The following is a 17,505-nucleotide window of genomic DNA, read 5'->3' on the forward strand; positions in this document are numbered from 1 at the left end:
CTACGACTAAAGTTGTACGGGCATTGCTGCATTACCGGTAGCCTGCCTAGAATCGCCGGCCTGCGGCTCACAAGGACGCGGGCGGCGTGATGTGCAGCCAACCGGCTTGCTGTCCTGTCTCCTACACTCATAACGATAAAGGACTCACTATGTCCGACAAGCCTTCATTCCCCCTCGCTCTTGCATATCTGATCGATGCGCTCAACAGCTGGCTCGGCAAGGCCTGCGCCTGGCTGACGGTATTTCTGGTGATCGGTACCGCCATCGTCGTGGTGCTGCGTTACGGTTTCGGTATCGGTGCGACAGCCCTGCAGGAGGCGGTGCTTTACGCTCACGCCCTCGTGTTCATGGGTGCAGCGGCCTGGGTGCTGCAGCGCAACGGTCACGTGCGCGTGGATATCTTCTACCAGAAGTTCAGCGGTCGCCGTCAGGCGCTGGTGGAAATTCTCGGTAACCTGCTGTTCCTGCTGCCGGTCGCGCTGTTCCTCGGCTGGGCCAGCTGGGACTACGTCAGCAACGCCTGGTCGACTTTGGAAGCGTCCAGCGAGTCTGGTGGCCTCAAGTTCGTCTATCTGCAGAAGAGCATCATCCTGGTACTGGTCATCAGCCTGGTACTGCAAGGTATTGCCAATATGATCAAGGCGCTCTACGTCTTCAGCGGTCGCCTGCCGGCTCCGGAGGTGAAACATGGCTGAATTGATGGCGATTCTGCTGTTCGTCAGTATTTGCGTGGCCTTGATGGCCGGCTTCCCGGTGGCGTTCACCCTGGCCGGCGTTTCCCTGCTGTTCGCCGCTATCGGCGTCGTCACGGGGACCTTCGACCCCGGTTACCTCAGCGCTCTGCCGAACCGTCTGTTCGGCATCATGAACAACCAGACCATGCTCGCCGTACCGCTGTTCGTGTTCATGGGCGTGATGCTGGAACGTTCACGGGTGGCCGAGGACTTGCTGGAGTCCATGTCGCGCCTGTTCGGCACCCTGCGTGGCGGCCTGGCGATTTCCGTGTGCGTGGTCGGCGCTCTGCTGGCGGCTTCCACCGGTATCGTCGGTGCCACCGTGGTGACCATGGGCCTGCTGGCTCTGCCGACCATGCTGCGCCGCGGCTATGACCCGGCCATTTCCACCGGTACCCTGGCGGCTACCGGCACCCTGGGGCAGATCATTCCGCCTTCGATCGTGCTGGTGTTGCTGGGTGACGTGATGTCCAGCGCCTATCAGCAGGCGCAGTTGAAGATGGGCATCTTCTCGCCGAAGACCGTGTCGGTCGGTGACCTGTTCGTCGGCGCGCTGATTCCCGGGCTGCTGCTGGTTGGTCTGTACATCCTCTACATCATTGCAGTCGCCATCCTCCAGCCGAAGAAACTGCCGGCGCTGCCCCAGGAAGAACTGGGTCCGATCGAGTGGGGCAAGCTGATCAAAGCCCTGGTACCCCCGCTGATCCTGATTGGCGCGGTGCTGGGCTCGATCCTCGCTGGCTACGCCACGCCGACCGAGGCTGCCGCGCTGGGGGCCGTGGGCGCCATGTTGCTGGCGTTCAGCAAGGGCAAGCTGAACTTCGGTCAGCTCAAGGAAGTGGCTTACGGCACCACCGAAATCAGTGCCATGGTCTTCATGATCCTGATCGGTGCGTCGCTGTTCTCCCTGGTGTTTCGAGGCTTCGGCGGTGAGGTGCTGATCGAGGACGTGTTCGCCCAACTGCCTGGCGGCGTGCTCGGTGCGTTCTTCCTGGTGATGCTGGTGATCTTCCTGCTCGGCTTCATTCTCGACTTCATCGAGATCACCTTCGTGGTGGTGCCGATCGTCGGCCCGGTGCTGCTGGCCATGGGCCTCGACCCGATCTGGCTGGGCGTGATGATCGCGCTGAACCTGCAGACCTCCTTCCTGACGCCGCCTTTCGGTTTCGCGCTGTTCTATCTGCGTGGCGTGACGCCGGCGAGCATCCCCACCAGCACCATCTACAAGGGTGTCGTGCCGTTCATCCTGATCCAGATTCTGCTGCTGGTGATCGCCTACATCTTCCCGGGGCTGATCACCTGGCTGCCGGAGCAGGTCTACGGCAAGTAAGCATCGCTGGCTGGTTTGGCCAAACGCCCGTCCTCGTGATGGGCGTTTTGCTTTTTGCGTTGTCACACTGTCTGTCATCTATCTCAACGAGAGGTCGCCATGAGCACCGCCCAAGTCGAACGTGTGGAACTGGATCAACTGGTCTGCTGGCGCATCCGTGCCGCCGACAGCGAATTGCTGGTGGCCCAGCAGGGTGCGCAGATTCTCGGTTACCAGCAGGGCGAGCAGCCGCCGCTGATCTGGCTGAGCCCGGATGCGGTCTACCAGCGTGGCCAAAGCGTGCGTGGTGGTGTGCCGGTGTGCTGGCCCTGGTTCGGTGACCTGCGGCGCAATCCGCCGGCCGTGCAAGCGCACTATCATCAGGAGCAGGCGCCGGCCCACGGCCTGGTGAGGACGCTGGACTGGGAGTTGCTGGGCATCGACGAGGAAGACCAGTCCGTCACCCTGCGCTTTGCCTACGACACGCGCAATCAGCCACTGGAGGGTTGGCCGAGGGATGCCAGCCTGACCTTCGTCGTGCGTCTGGCGAACGACCTCAGCATGAGCCTGGAAACCCATAACCGCGGTGACACGCCGCTCACCCTGAGCCAGGCACTGCACAGCTACTTCGCCGTCAGCGACGTGCGCCAGGTCCATGTCGAGGGGCTGCAGGCCTGCCGCTACCTCGACACCCTGCAGGACTGGCAGGAACTGCGTCAGCAGAGCGAGCTGGGATTCAGCACCGAGACCGATCGCATCTACCTCGATACGCCCGCGCGGCTCAGTATCATCGACCCCGGCTGGGGCCGGCGCATCCATCTGGATGCCCGTGGTTCACGCTCGGCCGTGCTGTGGAATCCGTGGGTCGACAAGGCCAGGCGCCTCTCGCAGTTTCCCGATGACGCCTGGCAGAACATGCTGTGCATCGAAACGGCCAATGTGCTGGAGGATGTCGTGCAGCTGAAACCGGATGAACGGCATCGCCTGGAGCTGCGTATTTCGAGTGAGCTGACGGGCTAACAGTCAGTGCCGATACATCGGACCTGCAGGGGCGACGCGCACTTGAGAAGCTTCCCCCCCGGTGCGGGGCTCCTACGAAAGGCGGTTGGCGACCTGCTGGTTCTTCACTGACTGTCAGTGCCTGCTTGTGCCTCCAGGGCTTTTCGCAGATCGTCAGCGCGGCTGAAAACCTGCTGCGAGACGATCTGCAGGCCATCGAGCTGCAGCCACAGCACTTCGCCCTCGCCGGCCGGATAACGCGGGGCGATGCGCGCATCACGGTCGAGGAGGATGCGGTAGTTGTAGTCGCGCATCTTCGGCAGGGCGAAGAGGCTGGCGATGACCCTGGGCATGCGGCTGATATCGGCGAGAAAGACCGCCCGGCGCTCCTTCAGATAACCTTTTGGCTTGCCTTCGAGCGCGGCGTTGACCAGCTTGGCGCCGTCCATGTCGCGCGCCACCAGCAGCACGCGGGTCTGCTCGTTGAGCGTATAGGGTGCGTCATGCTGATCCAGCAGCGTCCAGGGCGCCAGGCGCTCGCCGGGCTCCAGGGCCAGTGCAGCGGTGGACAGCAGGCACAGCAATAGCAGGGCGGCAGCTTTCATGCGCGGGCTCCAGAGCGATCAGTAGAGGTCTTCGTCAGTTACCAGGCGGACTTCGCCCGCTTCCATGGCATAGGCAGCGTCGGCCAGGTCGTTGCTGACCTGCTCCACCTTGAGCTCGCCGCTGACCCACAGTGGCGCGTAGATATCGTCGAGCGCGATGCCCTTGGGATAGCGCACCAGCACCAGCTGATTGGGCGGCGGTGGCGGTACATGGATGCAGGCGCCCGGGTAGGGCACCAGAAAGAACAGCGTGCTGTTGCCTTTCTCGTCGCTCTCCAGCGGCACCGGGTAACCACCCAGGCGGATGGCCTTGCCGTCGAGTGCGGCGACGGTCTTGGCGGAGTACATGACCGCAGGCAGATTCTTGTCCTGCTGACGCAGGCCGCCTTCGCCGTAGAAGGTGCTGTCGCCTTCGGGGCTGTCGTGACTGATGTCGGGCATTTCCTCGAGAGCCTTGCGGTCTTCGGGGGGCATCAGGTCGAGCCAGTCGGTTTCCGGCAGTTCGGCGTGGGCCAGGCCGGTACAGAAGAGCAGGGCGAGCAGCAGGTGGCGCATGGGGTATGGCATCTCGTGGCGGCGTGAACGAGGAGCCGACAGGTCGGCTCCTGAGCAGGGCCTGTCAGCCCTTCTTGATCGCGCCGTAGATTACCAGCAGAACGACGGCACCGATCACCGCACCGATAAAACCGGCGGCCTGTCCGGCCTCGTAGATGCCTAGCGCCTGGCCGCCGTAGGTGGCCGCAATGGAACCGCCGATGCCGAGCAGGATGGTCATGATCCAGCCCATGCTGTCATCGCCGGGTTTGATAAAACGTGCGATCAACCCGACGATCAGGCCGATGAAGATGGTGCCGATAATGCCCATTGGCGTGTCTCCTTGATGTGTGCCGCTCGTGCGGCAGGCTCGTCATGGGACAAGCCAAGGTGCTATCAGTTCGCCTCGCCTGGCGGCAGAACGCCATAACGGTGGTAGATCAGGGCGACTTCGCCCTCCTCACGCATGCGTTCGAGCTCAGCACCCAGGCGGTCGTAGAGTTCGCGCCGGTCGCTCTGGTAGCGTTTCAGCGATGCGCCGAAGTGGTTGCCCAGTACCTGCTGGTGTGTGTAGTGCGCGTAGCTGTAGTCGCGAAAGTTAATCGCCTGGAATTGCGCTTCCATCGGTACGGTGTCGATCACTGCGATGCTGTCCAGGCGCCCGGCCCGGAACATCGCGGCCAGTTGCGCGTCGTCGCTGGCATAGGCACGCCCGAGCAGGTCATCGCTGTCGAAGGGCTCGAAATAGGCTGTACCGCGTTTGACGCCCACAGACAGATCGTACAGATCCTCGTAGCGGCTCAGTCTGGCTTCTTCCCCCGGGCGCACGACGAAGCGAACATTCAGTTGCTGATTGCCGATGCTGGGCAGGAAATGGATGTACTCGCGCCGCTGTTCGATGCGCAGCACACGCGGTACCAGGTCGACTCGTCCGGAGCGCAGGTCGTCGAGACTGCGCAGAAAAGGTGCTTCACGCCACTGCAGGTCTACCCCGATGCGGTGTGCGGCAGTTTCCAGCACGCTGATCAGCGGGCCGCTGGGCAGCCCGTCGACCGCACGCATTTCTGGCGGCCGTTCGCGAAAATCGACGCGCAGCACCTCTTGCGCGCCAACGCAGGTCAGCGTGAACAGTAGAGGCAGTAAGGAAAGAAGACGCTTCATGGGGGGCTCTTGAACGACCACCGTCGTTCAAGAGTCTAGCTGCGAATCGACCTGTCAGTCTTCGGCGATCAGCGCCTGAACGTCGGCGATACGCGCGTCGAGGCTGGCGTGATCGGCGCACCGCAGGGTGGCATGACCGACCTTGCGCCCGGCCTTGAAGGCCTTGCCATAGTGGTGCAGGTGACAGTCGGCAATGCTGATCACCTTGTCCACCGGGGGCACCGAACCGATGAAGTTGAGCATGGCGCTTTCGCCCAGCTTGGCGGTGGAGCCCAGCGGCAGGCCGGCGACGGCGCGCAGGTGGTTCTCGAACTGGCTGCACTCGGCGCCTTCGATGGTCCAGTGCCCGGAGTTGTGCACGCGCGGGGCGATCTCGTTGGCCTTGAGGCCGCCGTCCACCTCGAAGAACTCGAAGGCCAGCACGCCGACGTAATCGAGCTTGTCCAGCACGCGGCCGACATAGTCCTCGGCCAGGGCCTGCAGCGGGTGATCGGTGCTGGCGACGGACAGGGCGAGGATGCCGCTGTCGTGGGTGTTGTGCACCAGCGGGTAGAAGCGCGTTTCGCCGTCGCGGGCGCGCACGGCGATCAGCGACACCTCGCCGGTGAAGGCTACGAAGCCTTCGAGGATGCACGGTACGCTGCCCAGTTCGGCGAAGGCGCCGCTGACGTCTTCGGGCTTGCGCAACACCTTCTGGCCCTTGCCGTCGTAGCCCAGGGTGCGGGTCTTCATCACCGCCGGCAGGCCGATGCTGGCCACGGCGGCGTCGAGATCAGCCTGCGACTGGATATCGGCGAACTCCGGGGTGGGAATGCCCAGTTCGCGAAACATGGACTTCTCGAACCAGCGGTCGCGGGCGATGCGCAGGGCTTGCGCGCTCGGGTAAACCGGCACGAACTGCGAGAGGAAGGCCACGGTCTCGGCCGGCACGCTCTCGAACTCGAAGGTGACCAGGTCGACCTCGTCGGCCAACTGGCGCAGGTGGTCCTGATCGCCGTAGTCGGCACGGATATGCTCACCGAGCGCCTGGGCGCAGGCGTCCGGCGCGGGGTCGAGGAAAGCGAAGTTCATGCCCAGCGGGGTGCCCGCCAGGGCCATCATGCGGCCCAGCTGGCCGCCACCGATCACACCTATTTTCATAACAAAGCCCCTTTATCAGCAGGTGGCGAGACCAAGCAGTTGAACGCTGCCCGCAGCGCAGGAAGCGGAGTTTACGCCGGTAAATGAGCATTCCGAGCAGCGGACAGCGTTCAAATGCACCGTGTCGCAGCCCCTGATGGAATGGGCTTCAGGCCTCGCGCGGGTCCGGGTTGCTCAGCACGGTATCGGTCTGTTCCTGGCGGAACTGCTTCAGCGCCGCGTGAAACTGCGGGTGCTGGTGACCGAGGATGCTGGCGGCCAGCAGGGCGGCGTTGACTGCACCAGCCTTGCCGATGGCCAGGGTGGCGACCGGAATACCGGCCGGCATCTGCACGATCGACAGCAGCGAGTCGACGCCCGAGAGCATGGACGACTGCACCGGCACGCCGAGTACCGGCAGGTGGGTCTTGGCCGCGCACATGCCCGGCAGGTGAGCGGCGCCACCGGCACCGGCGATGATCACCTGAATGCCGCGTGCTTCTGCCTCTTCTGCGTACTGGAACAGCAGATCCGGGGTGCGGTGGGCAGAGACCACCTTGACCTCGTGGGGAATGCCCAGCTTGTCCAGCATCTCGGCGGTGTGGCTAAGGGTGGACCAATCGGACTTGGAGCCCATGATCACGCCAACCAGTGCGCTCATCAAAGTGCCTCTTCTCTCGGGCGCCTCGCGGCGCGTCAAAAACCAACAAGCCACGCGGGCGGGCCAGCGTGGCTTGTCATGATTCGTTGGCCGGGTGCTGCCGGCCGAAGGCCGCGCAGTATAACGCAAAGCCACTGCTGGCGGGCAGTGGCGATGACCGTTTGTCATGCAGGCTGCGGCAGGGTGGGAAAACCGCCTAAACCTTGCTCTGGGGCAATGCCGGGGTGGGCTGCGCGCGCACACTGGTCAGACACTCGCATGCAAGAGGAGCCGCGCATGAACCAGACCATGAAAGCCGCCGTCGTCCACGCTTTCGGTGAGCCGCTACGTATCGAGGAGGTGAAAACCCCGCTGCCCGGCCCGGGGCAGATTCTGGTGAAGATCGAGGCCTCGGGCGTCTGCCACACCGACCTGCACGCAGCCGAGGGCGACTGGCCGGTGAAGCCGAGCCTGCCGTTCATTCCAGGCCACGAGGGGGTTTGTTACGTGGCGGCGGTCGGCAGTGGCGTTACTCGGGTCAAAGAGGGTGATCGCGTCGGGGTGCCCTGGTTGTACACCGCCTGCGGCTGCTGCGAGCACTGCCTGACCGGCTGGGAAACCCTGTGCGAGAGCCAGCAGAACACCGGTTATTCGATCAATGGCGGCTACGCCGAATACGTGCTGGCTGACCCGAACTACGTCGGCATCCTGCCGAAAAATGTCGACTTCCTCGAAATCGCCCCGATCCTCTGCGCTGGCGTGACGGTGTACAAGGGCCTCAAGGAAACCAGGGCACGTCCCGGCCAGTGGGTGGCGATTTCCGGCATCGGCGGCCTCGGCCATGTTGCGGTGCAATACGCCCGCGCCATGGGCCTGCACGTCATCGCGGTGGACGTCGATGACGCCAAGCTGGAGCTGGCGTGCAAGCTCGGCGCCAGCCTGACCATCAACGCGCGCAAGGAAAACCCGGCCGAGGTGGTGCAGCGCGATATCGGCGGTGCTCACGGCGTGCTGGTCACGGCGGTATCCAACGCTGCTTTCGGCCAGGCCATCGGCATGGCGCGCCGGCATGGCACCGTGGCGCTGGTTGGCCTGCCGCCGGGTGATTTCCCCACGCCGATCTTCGATGTGGTGCTCAAGGCCATCACGATCACCGGCTCCATCGTCGGTACTCGCGCCGATCTGCAGGAAGCGCTGGATTTTGCCGGCGAGGGTCTGGTCAAGGCCACGGTGCACAGCGACAAGCTCGACAACATCAATGCCATCTTCGATCAGATGCGCGGTGGGCAGATCGAGGGGCGGGTGGTGTTGCAGTTCTGATTCGGGAAAGGCCACGGATTGGCAACTTTCCTACAGAACGGACGCGGACAGGCGCACAGATCGCCGCCAGGCGGGAGGCTATACTGTGCATCCTTCATCCGAACAAGGACGTGTCGTCATGAAACAGTACGTTTCGCTCGTTGCTCTCTCCCTGCTCTCCCTTCAAGCCGCTGCGCTGGATCTGGCCAAGCATCCGCAGGTCTTCGATGCCGGCCAGGGCGTCAGCCTGGCGCTGGCCCCTTCTGCCGACGGCAAGCAGGCGCTGGTGCAGGTCCGCGGCATCAACCACCCGCTCGACGAAGTGGTGTTCCTCACCGACGTCCGCGAGCTGGGTAACGAGCAGCGCGACTATGGCATCCGTCTCGATGGTCGCGACTACAACCTGCTGAACAAGCGCCGCGCCTGGAGCGGCGAGAGCTACCAGCTCAACCTGCCGAACACCCCGGGCTTCGAACTCAGCTACAACGAGGACAAGACCAGGGCACTGAAGCCCAAGGATCTCCTGGCGATGTACCAGAAGCAGGAGAAGGATGGCCTGCAGTCGCGCCTCGCTGCCTTCGACCGCGAGCAGCGCGTCGCCGATTACAGCGCTCGCCTGCAGGAGATCGACGGTGAGGCCTCCAAGGCCTGCGCCACCCCGCTGAGCACCCAGGTGGACTGGAGCGCGATGTCCGATGAGCAGCTGATGAACCTCAGCGTGCCGAGCTTCTGCGGTGAAGTGGTCAACCAGATGGCCTACCTGTGTGGCAAGGACGAGCGCTACAAGACTGAGGCCAAGACACTCAAGGGTGTCGACTGCCGCTTCGGCGAGAGCATGAAGTTGCGCGAGCAGGACGGCCAGCTGCAGTTCACCACCCGCAAGGACGAACCGAATCAGGGCGACTTCATCAACGCGATTCTGCGTAATCGCTGATCCTTCCCGGCGGGCTGCGGCCCGCCGTCTCGCGGCATACTTCTTGCGTTCCTTTGCGTAACCGCGCATACGGAACGCATCATGCTGCACGCCCCACTGACCACCCTGCATGTGGTGTCCCTGATCCTGCAACGCTTCGCCGAGCAGCCCGAGCTACGCCCGCAATTGCTGGCCGGGAGCGGCATTGGTGCGGCTGACCTGGACAATGCCGATGCCCGCATCACCCGGGTGCAGGAGCTGCAGGTCTGCGCCAATGCCCTGGCCCTGCGTGCTGATCTGGGGCTCGACCTGGGGCGCAGCCTGCATGTTTCCTCCTATGGGCTGCTAGGTTACGCCGCGCTGTCGGCTGCCACCTTTGGTGACGCCTGGCGTCTGTTGTTGCAGTACCCGGCGCTACTCGGCACCTATTTTCGCCTCGATCTGCAGGTGGAAGGCGAGCTGGCCTGGATCTGCGCCAGCGGTTACCGCGATGCCGAGGCGCTGGAAGTGTTCAACGTGGAGATGTGCCTGGCCTCGCTGAAACTGATCGGTGATGAACTGCTGCGCCAGCCCCTGCCGTTGGAGGGCGCCGAGTTCACCTATGCCCAGCCGCGCTACGTGAAGCGCTATGCACAGAGCTTTCCCTGTCCGCTGCGTTTCGAGGCCCAGCGCAATGCCTTCGCCTTTCCCGCTGCACTGCTGGAGCGCCGACTGCCGCTGGCCGATAGCGTCACCCACGGCGACATGGTGGAACGCTGCCGACGTCTGAATGCCGAGTTCAGCAGCCGCCAGGCCTGGCTGGAGCGGGTGCGCCAGTTGCTCGCCGCGCAGTTGGCCGAGCCGCCGGGGCTGGAAAACCTGGCGCAACAGATGCACTGCTCGCCGCGCACCCTGCGCCGCCACCTGCAGGAGCTGGGCACCAGTTATCAGGGGCTGCTCGACGAGCTGCGCTTCGAGCGCGCCAAGGCGCTGCTCAGCGAGCAGCAATGGCCGGTGTACCGCATCGCCGAGGTGCTCGGCTTCAGCGAGACCGCCAGCTTCCGCCATGCCTTCCAGCGCTGGAGCGGCGTGCCGCCGAGCCGCTTTCGCGCGTAGCCCGGATGCAATCCGGTCTGCCGAGTTGGTGCGCACGGCGCACCCTACGAGTCGGTGCAGTGCGCTGTTAAAAAATCGCTCCCGGCGATTTTTGGCCATTTCGATCCCCTTTTGGCCATTGTCAGCGTTCTCGATTCGCTGCCAGCGGGCGAACAATGCAGGCACAACAACGAGCCTGGAGCGCTTTGCATGCTCACCTACTACAGCGACGACCACCACCTGCACCACGGCAAATGCGAGCTGATCGACGGGCAACTGATGCCCTGCTTCGAGAAGCCGCAGCGCGCCGACCACATCCTCGCGCGCGTCAAGGCTCGCCAGCTCGGCGAAGTCCGCGCGCCCAAGGATTTCGGCCTGGCGCCCATCGAGCGTATCCACAGCAAGGCCTACCTGGAATTCTTCAAGGGCGCCTGGACGCGCTGGCAGGAGCAGGGCGGCAAGGGCGACCTGCTGCCGTTCACCTGGCCGGCACGCACCCTGCGCCGGATGATCCCCAACGACCTGCACGGCCAGCTCGGTTACTACAGTTTCGATGGCGGTGCGCCGATCACTGCCGGCACCTGGCAGGCCGCCTACAGCGCTGCCCAGGTCGCGCTCAGCGCCCAGCAGGAGATTGCCAACGGCGCCCACAGCGCCTTCGCCCTGTGCCGTCCGCCAGGCCACCACGCCGCTGGCGACGTGATGGGCGGCTACTGCTACCTGAACAATGCCGCCATCGCCGCCCAGGCCTTCCTCGACCAGGGTCGCAAGAAAGTCGCCATCCTCGATGTCGACTACCACCACGGCAACGGTACCCAGGACATCTTCTACCAGCGCAGCGACGTGCTGTTCGCCTCCATCCACGGCGACCCGGCCGAGGAATTCCCGTTCTTCCTCGGTTATGCCGACGAGCTGGGCGAGGGTGCCGGCGAGGGCTGCAACTTCAATTACCCGTTGCCGATGGGTAGCTCCTGGGACACCTGGAGCGCGGCGCTGGAGCAGGCCTGTCAGCGCATCGCCGACTACGGCGCCGACGTGCTGGTGGTGTCGCTGGGCGTGGACACCTACATGGAAGATCCGATTTCGCAGTTCAAGCTCGACAGCCCGGACTACCTGGCCATGGGCCGGCGCATCGCCGCGCTCGGCTTGCCGACGCTGTTCATCATGGAAGGCGGCTACGCGGTGGAGGCCATCGGGGTCAACGCGGTCAACGTGCTGGAAGGTTTCGAGGGCGCCTGATCGGCGTAGGGTGGACCGGGGCGCGTAGCTGGCGCTTTTTCGTCCACCGTCATGCGCTCGGTGGACGGGTGAAGCGTCGTCCACCCTACAAAAAACCAATAACGACACTTCAAGGGTGAAACGATGAAAGCCATCAAACAGATGCTCGGCGCCGCCCTGTGCGGCGCCACCCTGCTCAGCGGCGCAGTGCAGGCCAAGGAACTGCGCGTGTACAACTGGGCCGACTACATCCTCCCGGAGGTACCCAAGGACTTCCAGGATGAGTCCGGCATCCAGATCACCTGGGACACCTTCGAGACCAACGAGGCGCTGGAGGCCAAGCTGCTCACCGGTAACTCCGGCTACGATCTGGTGATCCCCTCCAACCAGTTCCTCGAGACCCAGATCAAGGCCGGCGTGTTCGCCCCGCTGGACAAATCCAAGCTGCCCAATTGGAAGAATCTCGACCCGGTGCTGCTCGGCCTGCTGGAGAAGAACGACCCGGGCAACCAATACGGCGTGCCCTACATGTACGGCACCGTGCTGCTCGGCTACAACCCGGAGAAGGTCAAGGCTGCGCTCGGTGACGATGCGCCGGTGAACAGCTGGGACCTGGTGTTCAAACCCGAGTACATGGAGAAACTGAAATCCTGCGGCGTGGCCATGCTCGATTCGCCCACCGAGATCATCCCCATCGCCCTGCACTACCTGGGTCTGGACCCCAACAGCGCCAACCCGGCCGACTATGACAAGGTCACCGAACTGCTGCTCAAGGTGCGCCCGTACGTGGCCTACTTCCATTCGGCCAAGTACATGACCGACATCGCCAACGGCGACATCTGCGTGGCCATCGGCTATTCGGGCAGTTTCTACCAGTTCGCCAACCGCGCCAAGGAAGCCGGCAACGGCGTGGTGATCAACTGGCGCCTGCCGAAAGAGGGCGCACCGATCTGGTTCGACACCTGGGCCATCCCCAAGAGCGCGAATAATTCGGACGAAGCTCACGCCTTCATCAACCACCTGCTCGAACCCAAGGTGATCGCGCCGATCAGCGATTTCCTCGGCTATCCCAACCCCAACGTGCCGGGCATGGAGCTGGTGGGTGCGGAAATCGCCGACGACCACGACCTGACCCCGACACCGGAGTTGCAGAAGTCGCTGTACGTGGTGCAGCCGCTGCCGCAGAAGATCGAGCGCGTGCGTACGCGAGCCTGGACGTCGATCAAGTCGGGTAAATGATTCATCGCTAAAAGCTCGCGGCTGAAGCGCAATGTCGCCCAGCCGCTCTTAAAGAACGCGATGCCCTCTGTACCGATGGTGCCCACGCTCTGCGTGGGCATCTGCGTGTGTGACGCTCTGCGTCATGTGTGGCGGCGTTGGTGGCTGTGACGGACGCAGAGCGTCCTGGGCTGCGTTTCCACGCAGAGCGTGGGAACGATCAATGTCCCGCGACAACCGCTGCGCGCAGCGCACCCTAACCGAAAGCTCAGCCACCCACCTCCCCCGTCTCCAGCTTGCGCCACAGCAAACGCACCGCCGCCTTGCGTACCAGGGCGCAGCGGTACAGGCGGATTTCCAGCGGGATCTGCCAGTGTTCGCCGCCGCAGATGGCCAGTTCGCCACGGGCCAGCTCGGCGGTGACCGACAACCGTGGCACCCAGGCCACGCCCATGCCTTGCAGGGCCATGCTCTTGAGACTGTCGGCCATGGCGGTTTCGTACACGGTGGTCGAGCGCAGCGCGCGCTGGCGCAGCAGCAGGTTGACCGAACGCCCGAGAAAGGCGCCGGCGCTGTAGGCCAGCAACGGTACGCTCTGGCCATTGTCGAGGTCGTACAGCGGCGCGCCGCACTCGTTCACCGCGCACACCGGCAGCATCGAGGTCGCGCCCAGGTGCAGCGAGGGGAAGATCGCCGGGTCCATCTGCAGCGCTGCGTCGGGGTCGTAGTAGGCGAGGATCAGGTCGCAGGCGCCTTCGCGCAACGAGTGCACCGCTTCGCCGACGTTGGTCGCCACCAGTCGTGTGGTCAGTGGCAGGCCTTCGCGGCGCAGGCGGGCGATCCACTCGGGGAAGAAGCCCAGGGTCAGTGAGTGGGCGGCGGCAATCGAGAGCATTTCGCCCTGCTGACCTTCCAGGTTGTGCAGGTGGCGCACCACCTCGCCGAGCTGTTCGACCAGGCTGCGCGCGGTGACCAGAAACAGCCGGCCGGCCTCGGTGAGTTCGACGGGGGTGCAGGAGCGGTCGACCAGAGTCAGGCCGAGCATGGCTTCCAGGCTGCGAATGCGGCGGCTGAATGCCGGCTGGGTGACGAAGCGCTTTTCAGCGGCCTGGGAGAAGCTGCGGGTGCCGGCCAGGGCGACGAAATCTTCCAGCCATTTGGTTTCCAGGTTCATTGCAGGCTCCCGAGGCTTGCACGAGGCGTAGGGTGGGTTAGCGACGCTGAACGCGGCTCGGCAGACGCAGCTGCAGTGGTGCGTCGCGTACCCCACCAGGCGATGGATCATCGCTGCGCCGATGGTGGGTTACGCCGCGTCTCGAACGATGTGATGTTCGGCAATGGCAGCGTGCGGCTAACCCACCCTACGTTTGCCGCTATCTCGCAGTCACATCCACATTATGCCGATTGTGCATAGGGCAGCAAGTAACGGCATTGGTAGCGAGACGGTCAGAGCCCCTATTCTATGGGCATCGCGGCACTCGCCGTATTTCCCAAGAGCCATCGCTATCATGTCCTCTGCTGCATCTGTTCGCGTCGAAAAAGACCTGCTCGGCACCCTCGAAGTCCCCGCTGATGCCTATTACGGCATCCAGACCCTGCGCGCGGTGCAGAACTTCCGCCTGTCCGGTGTGCCGCTGTCGCACTACCCGAAGCTGGTGATCGGCCTGGCCATGGTCAAGCAGGCCTCGGCAGACGCCAACCGCGAGCTGGGCCACCTCAGCGCGGCCAAGCACACGGCGATCAGCACGGCCTGCGCGCGCATCATCCAGGGCGAGTTCCACGAGCAGTTCGTGGTCGACATGATCCAGGGCGGCGCGGGTACCTCGACCAACATGAACGCCAACGAGGTGATCGCCAACATTGCGTTGGAGGCCATGGGCTTTGAGAAGGGCCAGTACCAGCACCTGCACCCGAACAACGACGTGAACATGGCGCAGTCGACCAACGACGCCTACCCGACTGCCATTCGTCTCGGTCTGCTGCTCGGTCACGACAGCCTGCTGAGCGCACTGCACAAGCTGATCCAGTCGTTCGCCGCCAAGGGCCTGGAGTTCGGCCACGTGCTGAAGATGGGTCGTACCCAGCTGCAGGACGCCGTGCCGATGACCCTCGGCCAGGAATTTCGCGCCTTCGCCACCACCCTCGGCGAAGACCTGCAACACCTGAAACTGCTGGCGCCGACCCTGCTCACCGAGGTGAACCTGGGCGGTACCGCGATCGGCACCGGCATCAACGCCGACCCGAAATACCAGGCCCTGGCGGTCAAGCGCCTGGCCATCATCAGCGGCCACCCGCTGACCCCGGCTGCCGACCTGATCGAAGCCACCAGCGACATGGGCGCCTTCGTGCTGTTCTCCGGCATGCTCAAGCGCACGGCGGTCAAGCTGTCGAAGATCTGCAACGACCTGCGTCTGCTCTCCAGCGGCCCGCGTACCGGCATCAACGAGATCAACCTGCCGGCGCGTCAACCGGGCAGTTCGATCATGCCGGGCAAGGTCAACCCGGTGATCCCCGAGGCGGTCAATCAGGTGGCCTTCGAAGTGATCGGCAACGACCTGGCGCTGACCATGGCAGCCGAGGGCGGCCAGTTGCAGCTGAACGTGATGGAGCCGCTGATCGCCTACAAGATCTTCGACTCGATCCGCCTGCTCACGCGCGCCATGGATATGCTGCGCGAGCTGTGCATCGACGGCATCACCGCCAACGAGGCGCGCTGCCGTGAGCTGATGGAAAACTCCATTGGCCTGATCACCGCGCTGAATCCCTACATCGGTTACGAGAACGCCACCCGCATCGCCAAGGTCGCCCTGGAAAGCGGGCGCGGCGTGCTGGAGCTGGTGCGCGAGGAGCAACTGCTGGACGAAGCCACCCTGGCCGACATCCTGCGCCCTGAGAACATGATCGCCCCGCGTCTCGTGCCCTTGCAGCCCTGAGTGGAGCACCATCATGCAGCCTACAACGACGCCTAACGTCCGCTTCCTGTTCCGTACGGTGCATCCGCCACGGCGCTTCTGGCCGGGCCTGGGTGGTTTCTACACCGGGGCGAGCCAGGTGCAAGCCCGCCCGCGCAGCTGACGACCTGTTCATAGGAGGCCTTCACCAGCCTCAACCTTCAGGGATGGCTTTGGCCATCCCTTTTTTTGCCTGCCATTCAATTGGGGGTTGCGCACCGTCTGTTGGCCTGGCTTACAGCTTCCACGCCCGTCGCAGCGTCTGCACCGCCTCGACGATCTGCGCCTCCGGCACCGCAGCAAAACCCAGCACCAGTCCGGCGCGGGCGTCCTCGGCCGTCTCGCTGCCCGGCAGCCAGTAATCGCTCAGAGGGTTCATCTCGATGCCGGTTGCACGCGCAGCGCCGATCAGCTCGCGTTCACGCGTGAGGCTCTGGACCTTGATGCACAGGTGCAGGCCGGCGTCCACGGCCGGTAAAGAAGCACACCCGGGAATTGCCTGCGGCCAGGCCTCGATCAGGGCGTCGCGTCGGCTGCGGGCAGCCTGACGCATGCGCCGCACATGGCGCTGGAAGTGCCCGGCAGCGATGAACTCGGCCATCACCGCCTGGGTGCCGACCTCCAGATGGCGCATCTCCAGCGCCTGGCGCCGGGCGAAGCTCTCGGCCAGCGCGGGCGGCAGCAGCAGATAGCCCAGGCGCAGCGCCGGAAAGGCGAGCTTGCCGAAGGTGCCGATGTAGATCACTCGCTGCTGCTCGTCCAGCGCTGCCAGCGGTGCGAGCGGCGTGCCGCTGTAGCGGTACTCGCCGTCGTAGTCATCCTCGATGATCCAGCCATTCACGCGCTTGGCCCACTCCAGCAATGCCAGGCGTCGCGGCAGCGACAGGGTCACGCCGCTGGGGTACTGGTGCGCGGGTGTGACATAGGTCAGGCGGCAATCATTCAGGCGCTGCAGGACGGCGACGTCCAGGCCTTCGCCGTCCACCGGCACGCCACACAGTTGTGCGCCGGCTACGGCGAAGGTGTGGCCCGCCGCGCGGTAGCCGGGGTTTTCGATTGCCACACGGTCGCCCGGTTGAATCAGCAGTTGAGCGCAGAGGCTGATGGCCTGCTGCGAGCCGCAGGTGATCAGTACCTGCTGCGCCTCGCAGCTCAGGCCGCGACTGTTGCGCAGGTAGGCGGCGATCAGCTCGCGCAACTGCATGTCACCGGCCGGATCGCCGTAGCCCAGCCGTGCTGGCGAGGGTTTGCGCCAGAAGCGTGCCTGCAGGCGTGCCCAGGTCTCGAAGGGGAACAGGTCGAAGGCCGGTATACCGATGCGAAAGGCGCGCGGTGAGCCCTCGGTGGGTATCGCCAGGTGGTGGTCGTGTAACAGCTGCAATGCCGGGCTGGCCATTGCTGGGGAGGCGGCTGCTACGGCGGCAGGGCGACTGTGCGGCAGTTCGGCGACGTAGGTGCCATCGCCAACCCGCCCGGCTACGTATCCCTCGGCATACAACTGGTCCAGCGCGCGGGTCACGGTATTGCGCGAGATGCCGAGCAGCGCGGCCAGCTCACGGCTGGCTGGCAGGCGTGTGCCACCGGCCAGGCGCCCATCGAGGATGCGCTCGCGCAAGGCCTGGTAGAGCTGGCGCGCCAGGCCCTGGCCGGGCTGCAGGTGAATGCCGGAAAGATCGAACGGCAAGGCGGGCGAGCGATGCATGATCAATGGATTGGCTCTATGAAAGTCAT

General features: G+C 64.4%; 18 protein-coding genes. 10 read left to right on the forward strand and 8 right to left on the reverse strand.

Going from position 1 to position 17,505, the window contains the following annotated elements; translation table 11 throughout:
- Positions 1-149: 149 nt before the first annotated feature.
- The 3 genes from ACN0X6_RS02635 to ACN0X6_RS02645 all read left to right on the forward strand — a co-directional run bounded on the left by ACN0X6_RS02635 (position 150) and on the right by ACN0X6_RS02645 (position 3,063).
- Positions 150-695, forward strand: coding sequence for a TRAP transporter small permease subunit (locus ACN0X6_RS02635; RefSeq protein WP_417701867.1), 546 nt, complete (start codon positions 150-152; stop codon positions 693-695).
- A complete protein-coding gene (locus ACN0X6_RS02640; RefSeq protein ID WP_417701869.1) occupies positions 688-2,064 on the forward strand; it encodes a TRAP transporter large permease in 1,377 nt (458 codons plus the stop codon). The genes ACN0X6_RS02635 and ACN0X6_RS02640 overlap by 8 nt, the downstream gene beginning before the upstream one ends.
- A gap of 99 nt (positions 2,065-2,163) precedes the next feature.
- Complete coding sequence (locus ACN0X6_RS02645) at positions 2,164-3,063, forward strand: D-hexose-6-phosphate mutarotase (RefSeq protein ID WP_417701871.1); 900 nt, start codon at positions 2,164-2,166, stop codon at positions 3,061-3,063.
- 104 nt (positions 3,064-3,167) lie between these two features.
- On the opposite strand, the gene ACN0X6_RS02650 is transcribed toward ACN0X6_RS02645, so the two are convergent.
- The 6 genes from ACN0X6_RS02650 to purE all read right to left on the reverse strand — a co-directional run bounded on the left by ACN0X6_RS02650 (position 3,168) and on the right by purE (position 7,122).
- Positions 3,168-3,647 (reverse strand): FAD/FMN-containing dehydrogenase, encoded by a 480-nt coding sequence (locus ACN0X6_RS02650; protein WP_417701873.1) that lies wholly within the window; start codon positions 3,645-3,647, stop codon positions 3,168-3,170.
- Between the two features lie 18 nt (positions 3,648-3,665).
- On the reverse strand, positions 3,666-4,202 hold the full coding sequence (locus ACN0X6_RS02655) for a DUF3299 domain-containing protein (protein WP_417701875.1): 537 nt from the start codon (positions 4,200-4,202) through the stop codon (positions 3,666-3,668).
- Between the two features lie 64 nt (positions 4,203-4,266).
- Positions 4,267-4,512 carry a GlsB/YeaQ/YmgE family stress response membrane protein gene (locus ACN0X6_RS02660; RefSeq protein WP_417701877.1) on the reverse strand — a complete coding sequence of 82 codons (246 nt, stop codon included), beginning with the start codon at positions 4,510-4,512 and terminating at the stop codon, positions 4,267-4,269.
- A 65-nt stretch (positions 4,513-4,577) separates the two neighbouring features.
- Complete coding sequence (locus ACN0X6_RS02665; RefSeq protein WP_417701879.1) at positions 4,578-5,342, reverse strand: substrate-binding periplasmic protein; 765 nt, start codon at positions 5,340-5,342, stop codon at positions 4,578-4,580.
- A gap of 54 nt (positions 5,343-5,396) precedes the next feature.
- The gene (locus tag ACN0X6_RS02670) at positions 5,397-6,482 is read right to left on the reverse strand and encodes a 5-(carboxyamino)imidazole ribonucleotide synthase (protein WP_417701881.1); all 1,086 of its coding nucleotides are present in this window, start codon (positions 6,480-6,482) and stop codon (positions 5,397-5,399) included.
- 148 nt (positions 6,483-6,630) lie between these two features.
- Positions 6,631-7,122 (reverse strand): 5-(carboxyamino)imidazole ribonucleotide mutase, encoded by a 492-nt coding sequence (purE, locus tag ACN0X6_RS02675; protein WP_003242109.1) that lies wholly within the window; start codon positions 7,120-7,122, stop codon positions 6,631-6,633.
- 276 nt (positions 7,123-7,398) lie between these two features.
- Here purE and adhP point away from each other — a divergent pair, with 276 nt between their 5' ends.
- The 5 genes from adhP (at position 7,399) to ACN0X6_RS02700 (ending at position 12,844) form a co-directional block, all read left to right on the forward strand.
- Entirely contained in the window at positions 7,399-8,421 is a 1,023-nt protein-coding gene (adhP, locus tag ACN0X6_RS02680; RefSeq protein WP_417701883.1) for an alcohol dehydrogenase AdhP, read from the forward strand.
- A 118-nt stretch (positions 8,422-8,539) separates the two neighbouring features.
- The gene (locus ACN0X6_RS02685) at positions 8,540-9,334 is read left to right on the forward strand and encodes a hypothetical protein (protein WP_417701885.1); all 795 of its coding nucleotides are present in this window, start codon (positions 8,540-8,542) and stop codon (positions 9,332-9,334) included.
- A gap of 81 nt (positions 9,335-9,415) precedes the next feature.
- Entirely contained in the window at positions 9,416-10,408 is a 993-nt protein-coding gene (locus ACN0X6_RS02690) for an AraC family transcriptional regulator (RefSeq protein ID WP_417701887.1), read from the forward strand.
- A gap of 189 nt (positions 10,409-10,597) precedes the next feature.
- Entirely contained in the window at positions 10,598-11,626 is a 1,029-nt protein-coding gene (locus ACN0X6_RS02695) for a histone deacetylase family protein (RefSeq protein ID WP_417701889.1), read from the forward strand.
- A gap of 123 nt (positions 11,627-11,749) precedes the next feature.
- A complete protein-coding gene (locus ACN0X6_RS02700) occupies positions 11,750-12,844 on the forward strand; it encodes a polyamine ABC transporter substrate-binding protein (protein ID WP_417701890.1) in 1,095 nt (364 codons plus the stop codon).
- A gap of 247 nt (positions 12,845-13,091) precedes the next feature.
- On the opposite strand, the gene ACN0X6_RS02705 is transcribed toward ACN0X6_RS02700, so the two are convergent.
- A complete protein-coding gene (locus ACN0X6_RS02705; RefSeq protein WP_417701892.1) occupies positions 13,092-13,997 on the reverse strand; it encodes a LysR substrate-binding domain-containing protein in 906 nt (301 codons plus the stop codon).
- Between the two features lie 334 nt (positions 13,998-14,331).
- Between ACN0X6_RS02705 and ACN0X6_RS02710 the strand changes: the two genes are divergently transcribed.
- Both ACN0X6_RS02710 and ACN0X6_RS02715 read left to right on the forward strand, forming a co-directional pair.
- A complete protein-coding gene (locus tag ACN0X6_RS02710; protein ID WP_417701894.1) occupies positions 14,332-15,756 on the forward strand; it encodes an aspartate ammonia-lyase in 1,425 nt (474 codons plus the stop codon).
- Positions 15,757-15,769: 13 nt separating this feature from the next.
- Positions 15,770-15,898, forward strand: a complete 129-nt coding sequence (locus ACN0X6_RS02715) for a hypothetical protein (RefSeq protein ID WP_256667064.1) — start codon at positions 15,770-15,772, stop codon at positions 15,896-15,898.
- Between the two features lie 111 nt (positions 15,899-16,009).
- On the opposite strand, the gene ACN0X6_RS02720 is transcribed toward ACN0X6_RS02715, so the two are convergent.
- The gene (locus ACN0X6_RS02720; RefSeq protein WP_417701897.1) at positions 16,010-17,476 is read right to left on the reverse strand and encodes a PLP-dependent aminotransferase family protein; all 1,467 of its coding nucleotides are present in this window, start codon (positions 17,474-17,476) and stop codon (positions 16,010-16,012) included.
- Between the last annotated feature and the right edge of the window lie 29 nt (positions 17,477-17,505).

This window comes from Pseudomonas sp. (assembly GCF_048269965.1).
Taxonomy (GTDB): domain Bacteria; phylum Pseudomonadota; class Gammaproteobacteria; order Pseudomonadales; family Pseudomonadaceae; genus Aquipseudomonas.